This window comes from Paenibacillus thailandensis, from assembly GCF_042685365.1.
Taxonomy (GTDB): Bacteria; Bacillota; Bacilli; order Paenibacillales; family Paenibacillaceae; genus Paenibacillus_AP; species Paenibacillus_AP thailandensis.
The window spans coordinates 190782-211410 of the sequence record NZ_JBHUMY010000007.1; the positions used below are offsets into that span (position 1 = coordinate 190782).

A 20629-nucleotide genomic window follows, 5' to 3' on the forward strand; every position below is an offset into this window, starting at 1 on the left:
CTAGCTTTGAAACAATGCCGCCGCTCCGATGAGGCCGACGTCGTCCTTTAAGCCGGCGGGCACGATATCGAAGGTGCCCAGATAAGGCTTCATGAGCAGCGTCCCCGTCTTGGCCGAAAGCGCCTTAAACAGCTTGTCCCCCGCGCGGCTAACCCCTCCTCCAATGACTATGCGGTCCGGATTGAACGTATGCACCGCGTTAACGAGTCCCAACGCCATGTAATGAACGGTCCGCTCAATGACCTCCGAAGCGACGGGATCGTGCAGCTCCGACGCCTCGAACACGTGGCGGGCGGATACCGCCTCCCCTTGCCGCGCGGCAAGAGCGGCGATAATCGACGGGCGGCGGTCCATCATCCGCAGCGCCGTATCCCGGATAGCCGTACCGGAAGCGAATACCTCCCAGCAGCCGTTGCGGCCGCAGCTGCACGCGGGACCCGCCGGATCGATAATGTTGTGGCCAAGCTCTCCGGCGTAGCTGTTTGCGCCGAGCAGCAGCTTGCCGTCCAGCACGATGCCCGCGCCGATGCCGGTGCTGAACGTGACGTACACCATATTGGACGAGCCTTTGCCCGCCCCCCGCACGAATTCGCCCCAAGCGGCGGCATTGGCGTCGTTCACGACCTGCACCTCGGTGCCAAGCTCCTCTTCCATCCAATCCTTAAGCGGAACGTAGTCCCACTCCGGCAGATTCGTCCCTTGAATAACGATTCCGTCGCGGCTGTTCACCGCTCCGGGGGACGCAAGCCCTACGCCGGCCAGCTTCCTTCCTCCGGACACGGAACGGACCATGCCGTTCATCCGGCTCACCACTTCCTTGGCGGTGCGCGTTCCGGCCGTCTCCATCTGTTCCCGGTTCAGTAAATTTCCGTTCGAGTCAAACAGCGCCGCGGCGATTTTCGTTCCGCCCAAATCGATTCCCACAACATATGTGTCGTTGTCCACTCTCTCACCTATTCCGTTAGCTAGTCTTTAGCCGATGCGGCGAACGGCTTCCGCCAGCGACAGGAGCGCCTCCGGGTCGATCGGCGACAAGCCGTTTCTTCCGTACCGGACGGCCGATCCGAAATGAACCTCCGTCACGCCCGTTTGCCGGACAAAATCCGCGATGCTCTCCGGCTTTAACCCGCTCCCGGCCATGATTGCAACCGGTCCCCCGCTTGCCGCCTCGACGAGGCGGCGCATTTCGGGCATCGCCTCGGTCGCCGGCCCGGGCCCGGCGGACGTAAGCACCCGCCTAATTGGCGGATACTTGGCCAGCGTCCGCAGCCCTCCAAGCTGGTCGTCCAGCTCGTCGAAGGCCCGGTGAAACGTCACCGGCAGGCCGCCCGTCAGCGGAAGCAGCGCCTCCAGCGCACGCTCGTCGATTTGGCGGTCCGGCGTCAAGGCCCCCAGCACGATGCCGGACGCGCCGGCTTGAACGACCGCTTCGATCTCGGCGGCCATCGTTTCGATATCCCGTTTGCCGTAAACAAAGGAACGGCTATGGGGACGAACCATGACAAAAACCGGAATGCGGACCGCATTTACCGCCCGTTTCACTAGACCGATGCCCGGCGTTAAGCCGCCTTCCGTAATGGCCGTTATGAGCTCCAGCCGGTCCGCTCCGTTTGCCTCCGCCGCGATCGCGTCATCCATGCATGTCGCGATGACCTCCAATACCATCGGAAATCCTCCCTTCTCTATCGCCAACGAGGCTTAAGTTATCCCTTTGCGCGCTTAACCGCGTAATCGGCAAGCAGCCGGACGCCGTAGCCGGTCGCGCCCGCTTCCGCGTAACCGGCGTCCTGCTTGTATTGAACCGTCCCGGCCATGTCGATATGAACCCATTTCATCGGTTTCGTCACGAAGCGCCGGATAAAAAGCGCGGCCGTAATCGCACCGGCCATCGTACTGCTGCTCACGTTGCGCAAATCGGCGTAATCGCTGCGAAGCTCCGCTTCGTACTCGTCCATCAGCGGCATCGGCCATAACCGTTCGCCGTTCCGCTCCCCGATCGCGACAAGCTCCTTCGCGATGCCCGCGTCGCCCCAAATACCGGCGATGCCGAGCCCTAAGGCGGCCCCGACGTTCCCGGTCAGCGTAGCGATGTCTATCGCTTCGGACGCCCCGATATTAGCTGCGAGGATAAGCGCGTCCGCGATAATAAGCCGGCCTTCTCCGTCCGTGTTCGCCACCTGCACCGTCAAACCGTTCGGATACCGGATCACCGAGGACGGCAGCATGGCTCCCGAACCGGGCAGGTTGTCGGCGATCGGAATAAGCGCCGTTACGTTGACTTTGGCGCGCTCCCGGATCAGGATATCCATCGCGCCGGCAACGGCTGCGGCCCCGCCCATATCCATCCGGGCATCGCTAATATCGCGGCCCGTCTTGACGTTCATGCCTCCCATATCGAACGTAACGCCCTTGCCGACAAGCGCAAGCATCGGCTGATCCGGATCCCCCTCGTAACGGATTTCGACAAGCGCCGGTTCCCCGCCGCCCGCGCCGACGGCGATGAGGCCGTTCATTTGCTTCTCCCGAAGCTCTTCGCCCCGGTAAACATGTACGTTAACCGGCCCGTCCATGAGGCTGAAATAGCGCTCCGCCCAAGCCGTGAAACGCTGCGGGTCAAGGACGTCCGGCGGCTCGTTGACCAGGTCGCGCGCCAAGGCTACGCCGTCGTTCCGGGAGCGCGCGAAGGCCGCGATCCGCTCCAGCTCCGGAAGGGACAACCCCTGCCAGTCGCCGGGGGAGAGCAGCAGATCGACGGTTCCCTCCGTACGGGTCGCTTCCCGGAAGGCATCGAACCGGTATAACCCGAACAGCCAGCCCTCCAGCCACGCCTGCAGCCAATCGGCTTCGGAAATGCCCGCCGCGCCGATGCTGTCCGGGGCGGCCGCGGGCTCGCGCAGCCGCGCGGCACGATAGCCTTCGCGCATAAGCGCCCGGGCGCTTATGCCGGCCGCGCGGCGAATCCGCTCAAGCGTCAGCTCCGAGCGGGCTCCCATGCCGACGGCAAGCACGTCGGCTTCTTCCTCCGTTCGGCCAAGCAGCCAAGTAACGGCGGAAGCTTGCGCGCTTTTCCCGCGAAGCCGGTACGGAGAAGGCTCGCCGGAGTAAACCGGGCATACCGTCGCGGCTCCAGTCGCCGACTCCTCGCCGAATCGTATATTCATGACGCCGCGCCTCCCGTCTTCATAATGGCTTCGTCATACAGATGGCAGGCGACCTGATGTCCCGCTTCGATTTCCCGGAAAACCGGGGCTTTCGTTGCGCATATGTCCATACAGGACGGGCACCGCGTATGGAAACGGCAGCCTGCCGGCGGATCGACCGGGCTCGGCAAGTCGCCCTTCAGGATGATCCGCTCCTTCTTCCGGCTCGGATCCGGAACGGGAACGGACGACAGCAGCGCTTGCGTATAAGGATGAAGCGGCCGGTCGTACAACGCGTCTTTGTCCGCCGTTTCGACCAGCGAGCCGAGATACATGACGCCGATCCGGTCGCTGATATGTTCGACAACGCTTAGATCATGCGATATAAAAAGATAAGTAAGGCCGTATTGCTCCTGCAAATCCTGCAGCAGGTTAATGACCTGCGACTGAATCGACACGTCCAGCGCGGATACGGGCTCGTCCGCCACGATCAGGCTCGGGCGCACCGACAGGGCTCTGGCGATGCCGATCCGCTGGCGCTGTCCGCCGCTGAATTCATGGGCGTAGCGCTCGGCGTGAAAGGCGCTGAGGCCTACCGTTTCGAGCAGCTCCGCCGCCAGCTTGTCCCGCTCCTTCGGACTCAGCTTCGTATGGATAATAAGCGGCTCGGCCACCAGATCCTTCACCTTCATGCGCGGATTAAGCGAAGCGTACGGATCCTGAAACACCATCTGCATATTTTTGCGGATCGGGCGCATCGCGTTGTCGGACAGGCCGCTGATGTTGTGCCCGTCGAACCACACTTCCCCTTCGTCGGGCTTCAGCAGCCGCGTCACGAGGCGCCCGGTCGTCGACTTGCCGCAGCCGCTTTCGCCCACGAGGCTGAACGTTTCGCCCTTGCGGATGCCGAACGAGATATCGTTCACTGCGCGCAAATATTTGTTCGAGCCGAACAGGCCCTTTTGGACCGAAAACGACTTGCTCAGCCCTTTCACTTCCACCAGCCAATTGTCTTTCATATCCGCACTCCCCCTTCGGCGGCCGCTTCTCCTTGCGTCAGCCAGCATCTGCTTTTGCGTCCGGAGCCGCCTTCGGCCGGCAAGAGCTCCGGCTCCTGCCGGAAGCATTGCTCCGTCGCGTATTCGCAGCGCGGCGCGAATTTGCACCCTTGCGGCATTTGGGATAGGTCCGGCACGTTGCCTTGTATCGATTCCAGGCGGCGAACCTTCCGGCGCAGCTTCGGAACCGATCTGATCAGCCCTTTCGTATACGGATGCTGCGGGTTATCGAACAAGTCCCGGACGGACGCTTCCTCCACGACGCGCCCCGCGTACATGACGACCACCCGGTCGCACATTTCCGCCACGACCCCGAGATCGTGCGTAATGAGCAGCATGCTCATTTCCCGCTCTTCCTTCAGCCGCTTCATCAGATCGAGAATTTGCGCCTGGATGGTGACGTCCAGCGCCGTCGTCGGCTCGTCCGCAATGAGCAGCTTCGGCCGGCAGGACATGGCCATGGCGATCATCACCCTTTGCCGCATGCCCCCGGACAATTGATGCGGGTAATCGTTCACGACTTCTTCCGCCCGCGGAATGCCGACTTGCCGCAAAATATCGATCGCATGCTCGCGCGCTTTCTTCCGGCCGTAGCCCAGATGAAGCATGATCGGCTCCTCCAGCTGCCTGCCGATTCGCAGCACCGGGTTCAGCGACGTCATCGGTTCCTGGAAAATCATCGCTAGCTCGTTGCCCCGTATTTGCCGCATTTCCTTGTCGGACAACCGGACCAAGTCTTTTCCGTCAAACAGGACGGACCCGCCGGCAATCCGGCCGGGCGTATCTTTAAGCAATCTCATGATCGACAGCGAGGTTACGCTTTTGCCGCAGCCCGACTCGCCGACGAGACCGAGCACCTCGCCTTTGTTTATATGGAAATCTACGCCGGCAACCGCCTTCACGCTGCCGCCGTCGCGCCTGAATTCCGTCTCCAGCTGTTGCACGTCAAGCAATTTCTGCGTCACGGCCTGTCCCCCCTTTAGTTTTTCATTTTGGGATCGAGAGCGTCGCGCAATCCGTCTCCGACCACGTTAAAGGCAAGCACGGTCAAGAAGATTACGGCACCCGGAAAATAAACGATATGCGGCGCGATGCCCAAATAATCGCGGCCCATGCTGAGCATGGCGCCCCAGTCCGGCTCGGTAGGCTTCGCCCCCATGCCGAGAAAGCTGAGCGACGAAGCGGCGAGAATGGCTCCGCCGATGCGCATCGAGACGTTGACGATAATGGCCGGTATCGTTTCCGGGAAAATGTGCCGCCAGATGATGCGGGAATTTTTGGCGCCCATGGACCGCGCCGCTTCTACGAACAGCGTTTCCTTGGCGGACAACGTGACGCTGCGGATAATCCGGGCGAACGACGGCGTGCCGAACACGGCGACCGCAATGACGACGTTCGATAAGCCCGGCCCGAGAATGGCTACGATGCCGATGGCAAGAAGCAAATCCGGAAAGGCGAACAACACGTCGCTTCCCCGCATAATAAGCCGGTCGAGCCAGCCGCCGTAATAGCCGGACAGCAAGCCGAGCACCGTGCCCAGCACGGCGGCTATGAACACCGCGCTTAAGCTGACGGACAACGAGAGCCTCGCGCCGTCGATCAGCCGGCTCATAATGTCGCGGCCGTATTCGTCCGTGCCCATCCAATGCTTGGCGGACGGGACGGCCGTCAGCGCGTCGTAGTCCGGCTGATTCGGATCGTACGGCGTCAGCAGCGGCCCGAGTACGGCCACCGCGACAAGAAAAAAGATAAAAAAGGCCGCAGCCAAAGCCATCCGCTGCTTGCAGAACTTTTTTATAAACGCTTTGAACTTGCTTTCGGTCTTTGCGGGAACGAACGTTTCGCCCGGGACGGCCGGACCGGTTCCCGCTATGGTCGCGTTGTTGCTCATCATATGCCTCCTTCCTTACGACGAATATCGAATTTTCGGATTCAGGACGCCGTAAAGCAAATCGACGATCAGGTTAATCAATATGAACTGCACCGCAAACAGCAGCAGCAGCGCTTGAATCACGGTATAATCGCGGAACGAGATCGAGTCGACGAGCAGTCTGCCGAGGCCCGGAATGCTGAACACCGTTTCGACCATGACGGAGCCGCCGAGCAAAAATCCGAACTGCAAGCCCGCCACCGTTACGACTTCGATCAGCGAGTTCCGCAGCGCATGGCGCGAGACGACAACCGACTCCCGAAGCCCTTTCGCCCGGCCCGTCCGGATATAATCCGCTCGCAGCGTCTCCAGCATCGAAGAGCGCGAATAGCGGGCCAGCATCGACATAATGCCCGCGCCAAGCGTGAGGGACGGCAAAATATACGACCTCCAGGAATCGACGCCGCCCGTCGGGAACCAGCCCAGCTCCACCGAAAAAATTTGAATGAGCACGAGCCCCAGCCAAAAGCCGGGAATCGATATGCCGGAAATCGCGGTCAGCATGCCGAGGTAATCCGGCCATTTGTTGCGGAACACCGACGTCATGACGCCGATGAAGAGGCCGATGACAAGCGCCCATCCCAAGCTGAGAAACGTAAGCCACAGCGTCGGTCCGAGCCGGCTTGCGACCATGTCGCTGACCGGAAGTCCGGAGCGGAGCGATTGGCCCAGATCGCCGCTCAGCAGATCGCCCATGTAACGGAGATATTGCTGCCACAGCGGCAAATCAAGGCCCAGCTGGCCGCGAATCGCCTCGATTTCGTCCAGCGTCGCTTCCTTCCCGGCTACAAGCCGGGCAGGGTCGCCCGGTATGAAGTGAATAAACATAAAAATAACGATCGATACGATAATGAACAGGGGAATGACGCCAAGGAGCCTTTGTAACGCATATCTGGCCAACCTGCAAACCCTCCTTTGATTTCAGCCCGTAATGAAGGAGGGGCCGCTTCCCGAGCGGCCCCGATCTTTCACGCTTGCCTTAAGCCAGAGCGAATCCTTATTGCTTGATCTCGGCATTGCGGAGATTGATGGAGCCGTCCGGATATACCTTTACGCCGTCCAGGTAAGCTTGCTTGCCGGATACGATCTGATCCACGCCCATGAACATCCACGGCGCGTCTTCCCAGATTTGCTTTTGAATATCGGCGTAAATCGATTTCGCTTGCTCCGGGTCGACCGCGGCGTTCGCCTCCGCGATCCATTTGTCGACGTTGTCGTTTTTGTAATAGGCCGTATTCGAGCCGTTCGGCGGGAACATTTCGCTGCTGAACAGCCCTCTTGTCGCGCCGTCCGCGTCGCCGGACGACGGCGACCAGCTGACGTACCACATTTGGATTTTGGCTTCCTCCGGCGATGCGGCGGAGTTGATTTCGTTGGAGAGCGTGCCGCCTTCCATCGATTTCACTTCCAGCTCTACGCCGATTTGCGCCAGCTGCTGCTGGATAAACTGCATGCCTTTGACGGTTTCGGAGTCGTTCTCGCCCCAAATTTCGGCCTGGAAGCCGTCCGGATAGCCCGCTTCGGCAAGCAGCTGCTTCGCTTTCTCCGGATCGTAGTCGTAGCCCGTTTGCGGCGAGTAATATTGCGTCTTCGAAGACATGGACGAATCGAGCTTGGAGCCGAGTCCGGTCTTGACGACCTTAATGTAAGCTTCCTTGTCGATCGCATAGTTGAGCGCTTGGCGTACCCGGACGTCGTCAAACGGTTTTTTCATCGTGTTGAGCGTGACGTAACGGACGATCGTGGAATCGATTTTGTCGATGACGATGCCTTCTTCGCCTTCGACTTGCGCTACTTGCTCGGTCGGCATCGGGTAGATGAAATCGGCTTCGCCCGTCTTCAGCATGGCGATGCGGGAGCCGTTCTCCGGCACCGGCTTGAACGTGACGCTGTCGACCTTCGGCAGCCCTTCTTGCCAATACGCTTCGTTTTTGACGAGATCGAGCCGGTCCCCCTGCACCCATTCCTTGAATTTGTAAGGCCCCGTGCCGGCGGCAACGCCTTGCGCCAAGTCGGTCTTGTCGGCGATCGCCTTCGGGCTTACGATGAGCAGCATGGCCATCTTGTTCAGGAAAGCGTTGTACGGCTCGCTGAGCGTAACGACGACCGTCTTCGCGTCCCTCGCTTCCACCGAAGCGACTTTCGTAAAGCTTCTGCGCATTCTGAGGTTGTTCGCTTCGTCCATGACGCGTTCGATGTTGGCCTTGACCGCTTCGGCGTTAAAATCGGCGCCGTCGTGAAACTTGATGCCTTCCTTCAGCGTGAACGTGTACACGAGGCCGTCGTCGCTGACGTTGTAGCTTTCCGCCAGAACGGGTACGACGTTCATGTTTTCGTCGAAGCCCATCAGCCCTTCGTACATCGTACGAGCCGCGGTAATCGAGTGGGTATCGCTCGTATTGTGAGGGTCCAGCGTAATAAAATTCGCATTGATTGCAATTACGATATCCTTGTTGCTCTTGGAAACCGTCTCTCCGCCTTCCGATCCCGCGGACGGGCCGGCATTGCCGCTGCCCGCTTCGTTTCCGCTTCCTCCGCAAGCCGACACCGCCAGCGCCACGATCAGCAGCAGCGCAAACAGCGTCCAAGTTCTGCTCTTTGCCATCATTGACCAACACTCCCCTGTACAAGTTTGTATATTAGAATCGCTTCGCGCCCAACGCTTGCCGGCGGCAGGCCCAAAGGGAATTCTCGCCGTTTCCTATGCCCAAGCAAAAACCGCGCGGCGTTCCCCGACTTCCGTGCCCCCGTCGTTCGCGATCGTATTCGGAGCAAGCGCATACAGCCGCTCGATCGTCTCCCGGTTGCCGTACCCGAGCCGCTCCAGAATCGAGGCGATAATGCATGGCCATACGTGCTCGGCTCCGTCGGATACTTTAAGCGATATGCCGAGCCTTTCCTTGCGCAGGCCGATGCCGTACACCCCTTTGGCGCCGCCTTTCGCCACCAGGTTCTCATCCGCGAGCAGCGCGGAGCACACGAATTTCGTGTCGGCGATCATCTGCGGGTTCTCGTTCATCAGCCTTGCGATCGCGGACGCGGCTTCGCGCGTAGCCGTATCCCCGATCCGATCGGGGCAGGCGAGCTTCAAATAAGAAAATGCGATCTTATGGAGCGGAAGCGCATAAATCGGCAGCCCGCACCCGTCGATTCCGCCAGGAATCGACTCGGCCGGCACTTCGGCGAAATAAGCGGCCGTTTCGATAATTTCGCGCTGGACCGGATGCGACGCTTCGTAATACGTCCGCTCGTCCCAGCCCATATGCTTGCTCAAAGCGATCAGCCCCGCGTGCTTGCCCGAGCAGTTATGGAAGATGCGCCGTTTCGGCTCGCGGGCACGGTGTCTTGCGGCTTTTGCGTCTTCGTTGAGCGGATAAGCCGCGCAGCAATGCAGCATGTCTTCGGTTATGCCGATCTTACGGTACATCGATTCCAACGCTTCGATATGAAACGCCTCTCCGCGGTGGGACGCCGCAAACAGCGCCGCCTCCCGGCCCGTTAAGCCGTAAATCCCGGGCACGTTCCGCTTCATGGCCGGAATGGCCTGAAACGGCTTGGCCGCCGACCGGAGGAATGTAACAAAGTTCTCGTCTCCCGCTTTATGTATGACCTTTCCTGTCTCGTCGACGACCGCGACCGCGCCGTAATGCACGTTCTCCAGCGTTCCGCCGCGGTATTCCTCGACTAAGGCGGTAAATCCCATATGAACCCCTCCTAAAGGTTTTTTGTGATTAACGCTGCCGTCCCTATTTCTATGCGAGTGCAAAAAACCGGTTTTGCGACAGCAGCCCCGAGCCGATCACAACCCCTTGTTCCTTCAGACCGGAACGGTGGAACGTAAACGATCCCCGGAGCGGCTCCCAAATAAATCGCGAATTGCACAGCTTTTCGACTTCGTCGTATACCTCCGGAAATTTCTCGATAAGCTCCCCGCTCAAAATGACGCTGTCGGGGTTGTTCATGCAGACGATGTTGTTGACCGTAATCGCCATATACATCAGCGCCCGCTCGATCAGCTGAACGGCCCACTGCTCGCCGGCTCTTCTCGCTTCGAACAGCTCCTCGATCGTCTTGACCGGCCGAATCCGGTTGGCCTCCGACAGCAGCGAGCTGATGTTGATGTACGTCTGAAGGCAGCCTGTCTTGCCGCATTCGCACATCATGCCGTTCGGATCGACCGTCGTATGGCCGATTTCCCCCGCGCTGTTCATCTCGCCGCGGTATATTTCCCCTTCCAATATAAGCGCCGAGCCTACGCCGTGGCCGAAGCCCAGCAAAGCGGTATGGGTGGAGCCGATGGCGGCGCCCTTCAAATGCTCGGCGAGCGCTTTGACCTTCAGCTCGTTGTCCACGGCAACGTCGTAACCGGTCAACGCCTTTAACCGGTCGGCCAGCGCAACGTTTTTCCAGCCGAGCTGAACGGAAAAGACGACAAGCCCTTTCCCGTTGTTAACGATGCCCGGCAGCCCGACGCCGATGCCGACGATATGGGATCGCTCGATACGGTTAAGCTCGACCAGCTCGCCGATCGCTTCCCCGATCCGCTCGATCGTCCTCTCCGCACTTTCGTCCGGCTCCTTGTCAAACCGGCTCCCGCATACGAGCTGGCCTTGCAAATCGACGATGCCGACGTTCATATGGGCTACGTCGAGCTCCACGCCGACAGAGAGCACCGAACCGTTCACCATGTCCAGAAGCGTCGACTTCCGGCCCAGCCCTTCGGACACCTGGTCGGATTCGAACAGATAACCTTCCTCGATCAGCTCGTTGACGATCCGGCTCACCGTCGTCGGGCTCATGCCCGTTTGCTTGGCAATCGCGGCCCGCGATATCGGCCGGCTGTTTTTGACGATTTCGAACACGGTAAGTCTGTTTTGACGCTTCATGAAATCTTGATCATGTTTTTTCACCAGCAAACCACCCTATTTTTTCACCAATGGATTAATTAATTGCAAAAACGCCCTCGACAGCAAGAAAAACCGATCAAAAACCGCACCTTCAACGGTTTCGAATCCATTATATTCTCCAATGATGTTATTAATATAAAGGACAACTCTATTTTATGTCAATATAATTGACGCAAATTTCGACATATTCCATTCCCTTATAAAATGAAAACGTTTAATAAAAAAAGTAAGCGTTTAACCCATTTTTAATGTGTCAGAAACCATGACATCGGTCTGAAATCAGCGAAAAATCAAATGGGAATGACAGCCGCGGCGGCTGCCATTCCCATTAACAAACGAGAGCTATGGATAGCTGGATTGCATTTCGGTTTCGGTTTATTTTCCCGAAGGGGAGCACATTTTGGATCGGAACTCGGAAGGCGTTTCGCCGTACCGTTTGCGGAACAGCTGCGAGAAATGGCGGATATCCTGATAGCCGATCCGCTCGGCCACGTCCGCCAGCTTCAGCTTCGGGTTCTGCAGCAGCTGCTTCGCCTGCTCCAGCCGGAGCTGAATGACGTATTCCTTAAAGCCCGAGCCGGTTTTCTGCTTGAACAGCTGGCTGAAATAGACCGGGTTCAAATAAACGACCGCGGCAACCTTCTCCAGCGACAGATCGAAGTCGTGATAGTGCGTCCGTATATATTGCAGCGCCAGCTCGATCAGCCGGTCCCCTCCGGTTGCGGCATGCTCGTAATCCTGCGTCGTGGACGCTTGGCGCATGCGCCGCACTTCGCCCGGCACCTGCTGTATATCCTCGATCAAGGGCGAATGCATAACTTGGAACGGGACTCGCAGCACCTTCACCAAATGCTTTCGCACCTCCTCGAGCAAGGCGTCAAGCCCGAACCCCTCGCCCAGCGTGACAAGGCCCAGCAGGCTTTTGCTGTCATGCACCGTGACGAAGCCGCTGCCGTATCGGTCGATCAGCTCGCCAAGCACGTTCTCGATCATGAAATGCTCAAGCTTCACTTCTTTGTCCGTATCCATCTTGACCATGATGAGATGAAAGGAAGGATAGCTCTCCATAAGCGGCTTCATGTCGAACCGTCCGATATCGAGCCCCGACGACCAGCGCTGAAAGACGGCTTCGCGGACGTATTTCCGGTTCAGCCGCAGCTGCTCGGCTTCTTCGGTCGCTTCCTTCTCAAGCGCGATCTCCCCGCGGAGCTTCTCCATCATCTCGACGAGCGTCTCCTTGCCGATCGGCTTCAGCATGTAGTCCCTTGCGCCAAGCCGCACCGCTTCCTGCGCATAAGCGAATTCGGAATAAGCCGAAATGACGACCCAGCGGATGCCGGGATACGAGCTTCGCGACAGCTTCATCAGCTCCAGGCCGGTCATACCCGGCATCAGAATGTCGGTCAGCGCGACGTCGATCCGGTTGGCGCGCAATATTTCGATCGCTTCCTCCGCATTGGCCGCCAGGAACGTCCGGTCTTCCGGGAATCGGCTCGCCAGCGTGCGCTGAATGCCCTCCCGGATGACGGACTCGTCATCCGCGATCAGAACGTTCATCTTTCGTCATCTCCTTTCGCGGGGTTCGCGGGCAAAGGCACCACAATCGTTACGGTCGTCCCTTCCCCCCGCTTGCTGTCGATCCGAAGCCCGTAGCTTGCGCCGTACATGAGCGCGATCCGGCGATGGACGTTCGGGAGCCCGATTCCTCTGCGCGTACGGACCGCCGCGGAACCGGCCGCGTGCGGCCGCTCGCCTTGCTTGACGGATTCCAAGTCCTTGTCCGGCGCGCCTCCCGCTCCGCGGTCCAGCATCCCCCGCAGCTCCGCCAGCTTCGCCTCGTCCATGCCGACGCCATCGTCCGTGACGACGACGCGAAGCTCGCCGGCTTTCTCGTCGGCCGCCGTATAAACGCGCAGCAGGCCGGGACGCCCAAGCGGCTCGAGCCCGCTTTTGACCGCGTTCTCGATAATGGGCTGCAGCGTCATCTTCGGCAGCGCGACGTCCCGCCACTTCTCGTCCACGTTCATCTCCGTTCGTACTCTCCCTTCAAGCCGGCTCTCGATAATCGTCAAATAGTGCTTCATCTGCTCGAGCTCTTGCCGGAGCGTCGTCCGGGAGGCTTCCTCCCAATCGCTGCTATAGCGGAACATATGGGATAAAGCCAAAATCACCCGGCCGAGACGGTCGTTCTCCCGCTCGTCCAGCATCCAATAAATCATGTCCAGCGTGTTATACAGGAAGTGCGGGTTCACCTGCGATTGAAGCGCTTGAAGCTGGGCGTTCTTCTCGCTGATGGAAGCCAGCGTAATCCGCTCGATCAGCTCGTCCATCCGCTGCACCATCCGGTTGAAGGAAGCGACAAGGCTGTTGATTTCGTCGAACGAATTGACGTTGACGGAGCCGCGGAAATTGCCGAGCTCCACCTGCTTCATCTCCCGGATCAGCAGCTTGAGCGGCGACGTGATGTTGCGGGAGATCAAGCTCGCGAGCACCGTCGACAGCAGGATGACTGCCGCGATGACGACGATCAGATACATTCTCGTGCGAGCAAGCTCCGCGCTCATGTCCGCTTTCGGCGTCAGCCCGAACACCGTCCATTCGGCCACGGCCGCCTTGGCCGACACGATCAGTTGATCCGATTCGTCGTCCACGACCGTCTCGTCGGCGGCCGGCTTCGGCAGCCCGCCGAAGGAAGGCGCCTTCTGGCCGTCCGTTTGGGTGGAAGCGACGATCCGGTTGTCCTTGTCCACGATATAAACGCGGCTGTTCGGGCTGATGGTCACGTTGGACAACGCCGCCATGATCGGATCGGGATCGGTCTCGATCAGCACGATGCCGATCGGCTTGTAATTGTCGAGGTCGTACAACACGCGTCCGAACACGAATACCGTATCCCGCTGCAAGCTGTTGATCAGCGAACCTTCGGACAGTCCGAGCCATACCATTTCGCCTTTCGCGTCCTTTATTTTCCGGTACCAATCCGTCCCTTTATACTCGAGTCCGGCCACTCCGGCGAACCGCCGCTCGTAATTGTACATTTTGCCGCGGTTCGTAATGACGTGAATGCCCACGATATCGTCCCGCGAATAAAACACCGCTCCCAAAATATTCGTAATCGCCCGCTCCATGCTTCCGCTTGCGACGGGATCCCGCTCCTTGTCGCGCTGCGCCAGAAGCCGAAGCAGCTCCGCATTGCTGTTTACCGACTTGGAAAGGCTGTCGTAGCCTTCCAGCAGCAAATTGAACAGACCTACCGTTTGCGAAATGTTTTTCTCCGCCAGATCGCTGATTTTGCCGTGAATGATTTCGGTCGTCTTCTGGTAATACAGCACGCTGACCGCAATAAGGAGCACCATCGTCGAGCATAAAAAAAGCCAAAACAGACGGTTATGAATCGAATGTCTGCCCCGGGAACGAACCACTTCCGTCTGCCTCCTCGCTGCTAGTAGTGAGCCTATTGTATCATTTCCCCTGCAGGAACATCTTCTTATCCTTGTCGAAAAAGGACGAACCGTTTCGGCGCGATCGATAAAGCCTTATATGGGGCCAAACGCCAAAAAGCGGGGAGGGCTGTCAGCCCTTCACCGCTCCGGCAACCATGCCTTTTGTAATTTTGTCCGCCAGCAGGAAATAGACGATGATGACCGGCAGCGCGCCAAGCACCAGATAAGCCCCGATGGCGCCGTAATTGACCGAATATTGGCTGACGAAGCTGTTCACCCCGAACGGAAGCGTCTTGAGCCGTTCGGCCGAAATGAACGTAGCCGCCATAATGTATTCGTTCCAAATGTTGATGAAGGTGAGAATGCACACCGTCATCATCGGCGGAACCGAAATCGGCAGAACGATGCTCCAGAACGTCCGGAATACGCCCGCTCCGTCGATAATGGCCGACTCCTCGATCTCGTGCGGGATCGTCTTCATGAACCCGCTTAAGATAAAGACGGCGATCGGCGTCTGAAACGCGATATAAGGCAAAATGATGGACAGATGCGTATTCAAAATATCGACGTTTTTGAAAATGATCATAAGCGGCAGCAGCGTCGCCTGCATCGGAATCATCATGCCGATCAAAAACACGACCATGACCGCGCCGCCGTAACGCCATCGGAAACGGCTGATCGCAAAGGCGGCAAGCGAGCTGAGCAGCAGCACGCCGACCATCGTCACGAGCGTGACGAGCACGCTGTTGGACAAGTACTGCCAATAGTTCGACTCCATGGCGTCCCGGAAGTTGTTCCACTGCGGCGCAGCCGGCAGGGAGAAGAAGCTCCCGGACAAAATTTCTTCGTTGCTTTTCAGCGAGTAAATAAACAGCCAGAGGAGAGGATATACTTGGGTGACGAACAGGACGCCGAGCACCAGGTAGACGAGCGCTTTGCCGATGCCGATCGAACGCCGCCCCGTCGCCGCCATCGGTTTGACGACGGCCGCTTGTGTGTCTGATTTCATGGCAGCTCTCCTCCGTTACGTGTATTTCCGTTCAAGACGGTTGAAGATAAAGTTGATAATCACGGTTGCCAGGAGGCAGATCACGACAAGGAATGCGGCGATGGCGCTGCCGTAACCGTATTTCATCGACAGGAACGACATGTTGTACATATGCGTCGAGATGACGTCGGTCGCATGCGCCGGACCGCCGCCCGTCATGACCATGATCATGTCGAACGCCTGAAGGGAGCCGATAAAAGCGAGCACGATCGAAATTTTAAAAATCGGAATGTTCATCGGAAACGTAATGTGCCAATCGGCTTTAAGCCCTTCCGCTCCGTCTATTTTCGCCGCTTCGTAAATGTCCGCGGGAATGTTCTGTATGCCGGTAAATTGGATCAGCGTGTGGTAGCCCAAATATTGCCACAACGCTACGAAATAAAGGCTGTACATCGCGACGTCCGGCTCGGTCAGCCATGAATGGGTCCAGCTTTCGAGTCCGGCCGCAATCAAAATTTGATTGAGCATGCCGCCCATGGAGGCGGGATTGTAAATCGTTTTCCATAGCTGTCCGACGATGACGACGGACAAGATGACCGGTAGAAAGTAGCTGGATACGAGAAAATTCGGTTTTTTCACGAAACGGTTAAGCAATATCGCCACGAACAGGGCGATCGGAATTTCGACCATGGAGAACACCGCAAACATAAGCGTGCGGCGGACCGCCGGCCAGAACACCGGATCGTCGAACAACAACGTCTTGAAATTTTGCAGCCCTACGAATTTCGATTCGCCGATGCCGTTCCAGTCCAGCAGGCCGCTGTACATCGAAATGAGAATCGGGACAAAAACAAGGCAGACGTAAAGCAGAAGACACGGCAACACGAACAGCGCTATCGTGAATTTGGATACTCTCAGTACGTTCATCTCTCGCGCCTCCCAAGCAAAACGCTTATCTTTTAAACGTCAGATGCGCCAGAGGCGCCGGATGAACGGGCCTCTGGTGGCATCCTCTTTTCGGTTATTTTCGGATATGCCTGTTTTATTGCTTATTGCTTATTGCTTTCGTAAGCCGTTTGATGCTCTTTGGCCACTTCCGCCGAATCCTTCTTCTGGACGAACAGGTTTTGGATGCTCGTCAGATGGCCTTGGGCCGTTCCCGGATTCATCGTGTTGTCGAACGCAAGGTCGCCGCCTTTCACGTCCTTGAACATCGAGAGCACTTCCATCGCCATATCGGAGTAGCCGGCCGCTTTGAAGTCGCCTTCGACCTTCTGCGCGATGCCGACCGCGCCTTTGACCGCAAACGCTTCTTTCGGGAAGTTCAGCATGAAGTAGTTCAGGAAATCCTTCGTTTCTTCGAGATGCTTGCTGTCCGCCGATATGGCGAACGCGCTGCCCGGCGCAAGCATAAATTCGTTGACATCGCCTTTGCCGTTAACGGTCGGGAATTTGAAGACGCCCACTTTGCCGTTGACGGAGGACGTTTCGATGCCGCCCGTCGCCCAGCTGCCCATGTAGTACATGGCCGCTTTGCCCGTCTTGAACAGGTTTTCGCCCGCGTTGTAGTCGAAGGACGTTGCGCCTTCCTGGAACGCGCCGGCCTGGATCAGGCTTTGGAACGCGTCCACCGCTTCGACGAAAGCCGGGTCCTCGAATGTCTTCTTGCCGTCCAGCACGTCTTGCAGGAAGCCCGGGCCGTTCGTGCGGAGCAGGACGTTCATGAACAGGAACGAGCCGGTCCACGTATCCTTCTCGCCGATCGCCATCGGCTGAATGCCTTTCTCCTTCAGCTTCTTGACGACGTCGACCATCTCTTCGAACGTCGTCGGCACTTGCACGCCCGCTTGCTCGAACAGCTCTTTATTGTAGTAGACAAGGCCGATGTTGTTGCCGTCCGGCAGCGCGTACAGGTTGCCGTCGAACGTGTACCAATCGAGAATGCCTTCCTGGAACGTGTCCTTCAGGCCGTTCTGCTCGACCATGTCGTTCAGCGGAGCGAACAGGCCCGCTTCGACGAACGGCTGCATTTGCGCCGCCGGGTTGACGATCGTAATGTCCGGCACTTCGCGGGAAGCCGCCTGCGTCTTCAGCTTCAGCTTCTGCTGGTCGGTATTGAGCGAGTCCAGCTCGATCTTGACGTTCGGATGCTCGCTTTCGTATTGCTCGACGATTTTTTTCATCATGTTATGCTTGGGATCGGTCGGGTCCGGGTAAATGTTCTGGAACGTGATCGTAATGTTCTCCTGCTTGTCGCCGCCGGAACCCGCATTTGCGCTTTGTTCGGGACTGGGGTTCGAGGATGCGCCCGTGTTCGCGCCGCTTCCTCCGTTCGAGCCGCAGGCCGCGAGGCTCAGCGCCAAGGTGCCGGCCAGAACAGCTTTCCAAATGCCGTTCAATTTAACCATTCGTGATATCCCCCTTGATATGTGGTGTGCCTTCATTATGCGTCCAAATGGAAACCCTTACAATGCGGGCAATTTAGGGACCGAGGTTTGTTTTCTTTAGGTTGCCCGCTTCCGTATGATACCATCATGACAAGAGGTGATTTGCAATGCATATAACGATATTGGGTGCGTCGGGGCGTGTCGGACAGCATGTGCTGCGGCTGGCGCTGGAGGACGGACACCGGGTCAAGGCGCTGGCGCGGTCGCCGGAAAAGCTCGCCGGCATGTCGCATGATCGGCTTAGCGTCATTCAAGGAAACGCCGTCTGCGAAAAAGACTTGAAAGCGGCGCTGGAAGGCAGCGAAGCCGTCGTCAGCGCCTTGTCGACGGACGGCGGGACGGCGCTGTCGGACAGCTTTCCGCTGATCGTGCGGCTCATGGAGGAGAGGGGAATCAAGAGGCTCGTTACGGTCGGGACGGCCGGCATTTTGCAAAGCCGCTTGGAGCCCGGCAAGCTCCGTTACCAGTCCGCCGAATCGCGGCGGTCGCTCACGCGGGCGGCCGAGGAGCATCACGCCGTGCTGCGGCTGCTCGAGTCGTCGGCGCTCGACTGGACGATTGTTTGCCCAACCTACCTGCCGGACGAGCCGCCGCGCGGCGAATACCGCACGATGCGCGATTATTTGCCGGAAGGCGGCTCGCGCATCTCCGTCGCCGACACGGCGGACTTCGTCCGGCGGCAGCTCGAAAGCCGCGAATTCGTCCGTGCGCGGGTGGGGATCGCTTATTGATCGCCAGGCCTTGGCCGGCGCAAAACAAATGGGAATGACAGCCGCAGGCGGCCGCCATTCCCATCCTAAGCAATGAATCGTCGTTTCGTTGCCCGCTGCCAATCCGGAACGTAACGCCGGCGCCGGTTCGGAACCTCTTTCGCGAGGCGCTCTGGACAACTCTCCTCTATTCCATAAGCAGCTCCCGGACATCGAAGCTTTCCGTCCGGGCGCCGAGGGAGGCGAGCGCGTCGGCCAGCTCCTGCTGCTCCCGGACGATGCCGTCGAGCGGGGGCGCCGATCCGTACGTCTTGCTGTCGAAGACCGACAGCCATTCCAAATGCGACAGATCGGTCTGCGTCGTCAATAGCTCGGCCGCTTTATGGATATCGGTTTCGATCCAGCCGCTCAAGACGTCGATTTCCTCAAGCAGCGCGCCAAGCGCGTCCTTCCGGTCGTTCCCCCATGCGGAGACGTATATTTCGCGGTTGCCGGCAAGCCCTTCGCCGTCCGCCACGATCCGGTATTCGTCCGGATCCAGCCGGCTCAGCTCCGGCTGCGAAACGGCCCACGCGTCGGCCTCCCCTTCTTGGAACGAGCGGACAAGCCGCTTGGTCTCCATTGGCGCGGCCGCGATGTCGTCCGCCGATAAGCCCGCCTGCCGCAGCTTCGCCAGCAGCAGATAATGCTCATTGGAGCCGGGCGGATACGCCACCCGCCTCCCTTGCAAATCCGCGGGCCCGGCAATGCCCGACTCCGGCTTCGCGATAATCGCGTACGCGCGCGGATTGGCCGGCTCCACGGCCCATAAATAAAGCGGGCGGCCTTCCTCCTTCGCGTAAGCGAAGGCGAAGGCCGCGTCCCCGACGCTGCCGAAGTCGGCTTCGCCGGCCAGCAATGCCCGCGCGAGGGACGCGTCGTCGTCGTACGGGCGCCATGACGCCTCCACGCCAAGCGCGGCCAGCCTGCGGTCCGCCGCGCCCAGCATTTTCACCGCCGCCAGCGGGCCGTTCGCCTTGTAGCCGATGACGAGCGTGCCGTCGTCGGCCCGTCCGCTGCCGCCGCTTTGCCCGGCGGCCGCCCCAAGCGCGCAGCCGCTCAGCAGGACGGGGAGCACACAGGCGAGCAGCAGCAGAGGGAAGACACGGATACGTCGGGGAAGGCAGGCGTCTCCGCGGGGCGAGCCAGGCGGTCCGTGCAGCGGGGTACGGCGGTTACGCATTGTTGGACAACCCTTTGCGCCAGCGGGTGAACCGGGCTTCGATAAGCGCAAGCGCGTAATTGAGCGCGAGGCCGAGGAAGGCGAGCAGGATGATGCCCGCGTACATATCGGGAATCTGGAATATTTCCTGCGAGTTCAAAATATAAAAGCCAAGCCCGGCCGAAGAGCCGATCATTTCCGCGGCGACAAGCGCCGTAATGCAGTATGCCCCGCCAAGGCGGATGCCGGTAAAAATGCTCGGGGCCGCCGCAGGCAGAACGACGCGAAAAAAGATATACGGCCGCGACGCTCCCATCGATCGCGCCGAGTCGACGAGCAGCTTGTCGACATGCTTGACGCCGCTGACCGTATTGAGCAGTATCGGCCAGAAGGAAGCCCACAAAATGATCGCCGTCTTGGACGCCTCCCCGATCCCGAGGAACAAAATAAAGACCGGAAACAGCGCAAAGGCGGAAATTTGCCGGAACAGCTGCAGAAGCGGATCGACGATCGCCTCAAGCCGCTTGAACCAGCCGATCAGAAGCCCGAGCAGCGTTCCCGCCGCGATCGCCAGAAGCAAGCCGGACAGCGACCGCTGCAGACTCGCCGCCGCGTGGGACCAGACAGCCCCGTTCGCAAACAGCTTGCCGACGGCGACGGCCACCTCGGTCGGCGGGCTTAAATAAGCCCGGTTAACGAGACCGAGCCGCGGAAGCAGCTCCCATACGATCAGGAACAGCACGATCGCCAGGCCTCGATCCGCCGCCGCCCTCGTCAACGCGAATCCTTTTCTCATCGGTTCCCC

Annotated in this window: 18 protein-coding genes; 1 reads left to right on the forward strand and 17 read right to left on the reverse strand. The window is 59.0% G+C overall.

Features of this window, described 5'->3' with window-relative positions; translation table 11 throughout:
- The 15 genes from ACFSW5_RS08605 to ACFSW5_RS08675 form a co-directional block, all read right to left on the reverse strand.
- Positions 1–945, reverse strand: coding sequence for an ROK family protein (locus ACFSW5_RS08605; RefSeq protein ID WP_379271476.1), 945 nt, complete (start codon positions 943–945; stop codon positions 1–3).
- A 27-nt stretch (positions 946–972) separates the two neighbouring features.
- Positions 973–1665 carry a copper homeostasis protein CutC gene (locus ACFSW5_RS08610; protein ID WP_379271478.1) on the reverse strand — a complete coding sequence of 231 codons (693 nt, stop codon included), beginning with the start codon at positions 1663–1665 and terminating at the stop codon, positions 973–975.
- Between the two features lie 38 nt (positions 1666–1703).
- Positions 1704–3161, reverse strand: a complete 1458-nt coding sequence (locus ACFSW5_RS08615) for a M17 family metallopeptidase (protein ID WP_379271480.1) — start codon at positions 3159–3161, stop codon at positions 1704–1706.
- Positions 3158–4159 (reverse strand): ABC transporter ATP-binding protein, encoded by a 1002-nt coding sequence (locus ACFSW5_RS08620; protein WP_379271482.1) that lies wholly within the window; start codon positions 4157–4159, stop codon positions 3158–3160. Before ACFSW5_RS08620 ends, ACFSW5_RS08615 begins: the two co-directional genes overlap by 4 nt.
- On the reverse strand, positions 4156–5163 hold the full coding sequence (locus ACFSW5_RS08625) for an ABC transporter ATP-binding protein (protein WP_379271484.1): 1008 nt from the start codon (positions 5161–5163) through the stop codon (positions 4156–4158). Before ACFSW5_RS08625 ends, ACFSW5_RS08620 begins: the two co-directional genes overlap by 4 nt.
- 14 nt (positions 5164–5177) lie before the next feature.
- On the reverse strand, positions 5178–6089 hold the full coding sequence (locus tag ACFSW5_RS08630) for an ABC transporter permease (protein WP_379271487.1): 912 nt from the start codon (positions 6087–6089) through the stop codon (positions 5178–5180).
- A 15-nt stretch (positions 6090–6104) separates the two neighbouring features.
- The gene (locus ACFSW5_RS08635) at positions 6105–7028 is read right to left on the reverse strand and encodes an ABC transporter permease subunit (protein ID WP_379271489.1); all 924 of its coding nucleotides are present in this window, start codon (positions 7026–7028) and stop codon (positions 6105–6107) included.
- A gap of 97 nt (positions 7029–7125) precedes the next feature.
- Positions 7126–8736, reverse strand: coding sequence for a glutathione ABC transporter substrate-binding protein (locus tag ACFSW5_RS08640; protein ID WP_379271491.1), 1611 nt, complete (start codon positions 8734–8736; stop codon positions 7126–7128).
- Positions 8737–8829: 93 nt separating this feature from the next.
- Positions 8830–9831: an asparaginase gene (locus ACFSW5_RS08645; protein WP_379271493.1), complete on the reverse strand. Its 1002-nt coding sequence runs from the start codon at positions 9829–9831 to the stop codon at positions 8830–8832.
- A gap of 49 nt (positions 9832–9880) precedes the next feature.
- Positions 9881–11038 carry an ROK family transcriptional regulator gene (locus tag ACFSW5_RS08650; RefSeq protein WP_379271495.1) on the reverse strand — a complete coding sequence of 386 codons (1158 nt, stop codon included), beginning with the start codon at positions 11036–11038 and terminating at the stop codon, positions 9881–9883.
- Positions 11039–11410: 372 nt separating this feature from the next.
- On the reverse strand, positions 11411–12592 hold the full coding sequence (locus ACFSW5_RS08655; protein WP_379271497.1) for a response regulator: 1182 nt from the start codon (positions 12590–12592) through the stop codon (positions 11411–11413).
- On the reverse strand, positions 12589–14457 hold the full coding sequence (locus ACFSW5_RS08660) for a cache domain-containing sensor histidine kinase (protein WP_379271500.1): 1869 nt from the start codon (positions 14455–14457) through the stop codon (positions 12589–12591). The genes ACFSW5_RS08655 and ACFSW5_RS08660 overlap by 4 nt, the downstream gene beginning before the upstream one ends.
- Before the next feature lie 151 nt (positions 14458–14608).
- On the reverse strand, positions 14609–15451 hold the full coding sequence (locus tag ACFSW5_RS08665) for a carbohydrate ABC transporter permease (protein ID WP_379271819.1): 843 nt from the start codon (positions 15449–15451) through the stop codon (positions 14609–14611).
- Positions 15452–15502: 51 nt separating this feature from the next.
- Positions 15503–16393: a carbohydrate ABC transporter permease gene (locus ACFSW5_RS08670; protein ID WP_379271503.1), complete on the reverse strand. Its 891-nt coding sequence runs from the start codon at positions 16391–16393 to the stop codon at positions 15503–15505.
- A 122-nt stretch (positions 16394–16515) separates the two neighbouring features.
- Complete coding sequence (locus tag ACFSW5_RS08675; protein WP_379271506.1) at positions 16516–17874, reverse strand: extracellular solute-binding protein; 1359 nt, start codon at positions 17872–17874, stop codon at positions 16516–16518.
- Positions 17875–18020: 146 nt separating this feature from the next.
- On the opposite strand from ACFSW5_RS08675, the gene ACFSW5_RS08680 reads away from it, so the two are divergent.
- Positions 18021–18644, forward strand: a complete 624-nt coding sequence (locus ACFSW5_RS08680; RefSeq protein ID WP_379271509.1) for an NAD(P)-dependent oxidoreductase — start codon at positions 18021–18023, stop codon at positions 18642–18644.
- 166 nt (positions 18645–18810) lie between these two features.
- On the opposite strand, the gene ACFSW5_RS08685 is transcribed toward ACFSW5_RS08680, so the two are convergent.
- On the reverse strand, positions 18811–19845 hold the full coding sequence (locus tag ACFSW5_RS08685; RefSeq protein WP_379271511.1) for an ABC transporter substrate-binding protein: 1035 nt from the start codon (positions 19843–19845) through the stop codon (positions 18811–18813).
- Entirely contained in the window at positions 19838–20620 is a 783-nt protein-coding gene (locus ACFSW5_RS08690) for an ABC transporter permease (protein ID WP_379271514.1), read from the reverse strand. The genes ACFSW5_RS08685 and ACFSW5_RS08690 overlap by 8 nt, the downstream gene beginning before the upstream one ends.
- Positions 20621–20629: the final 9 nt, after the last annotated feature.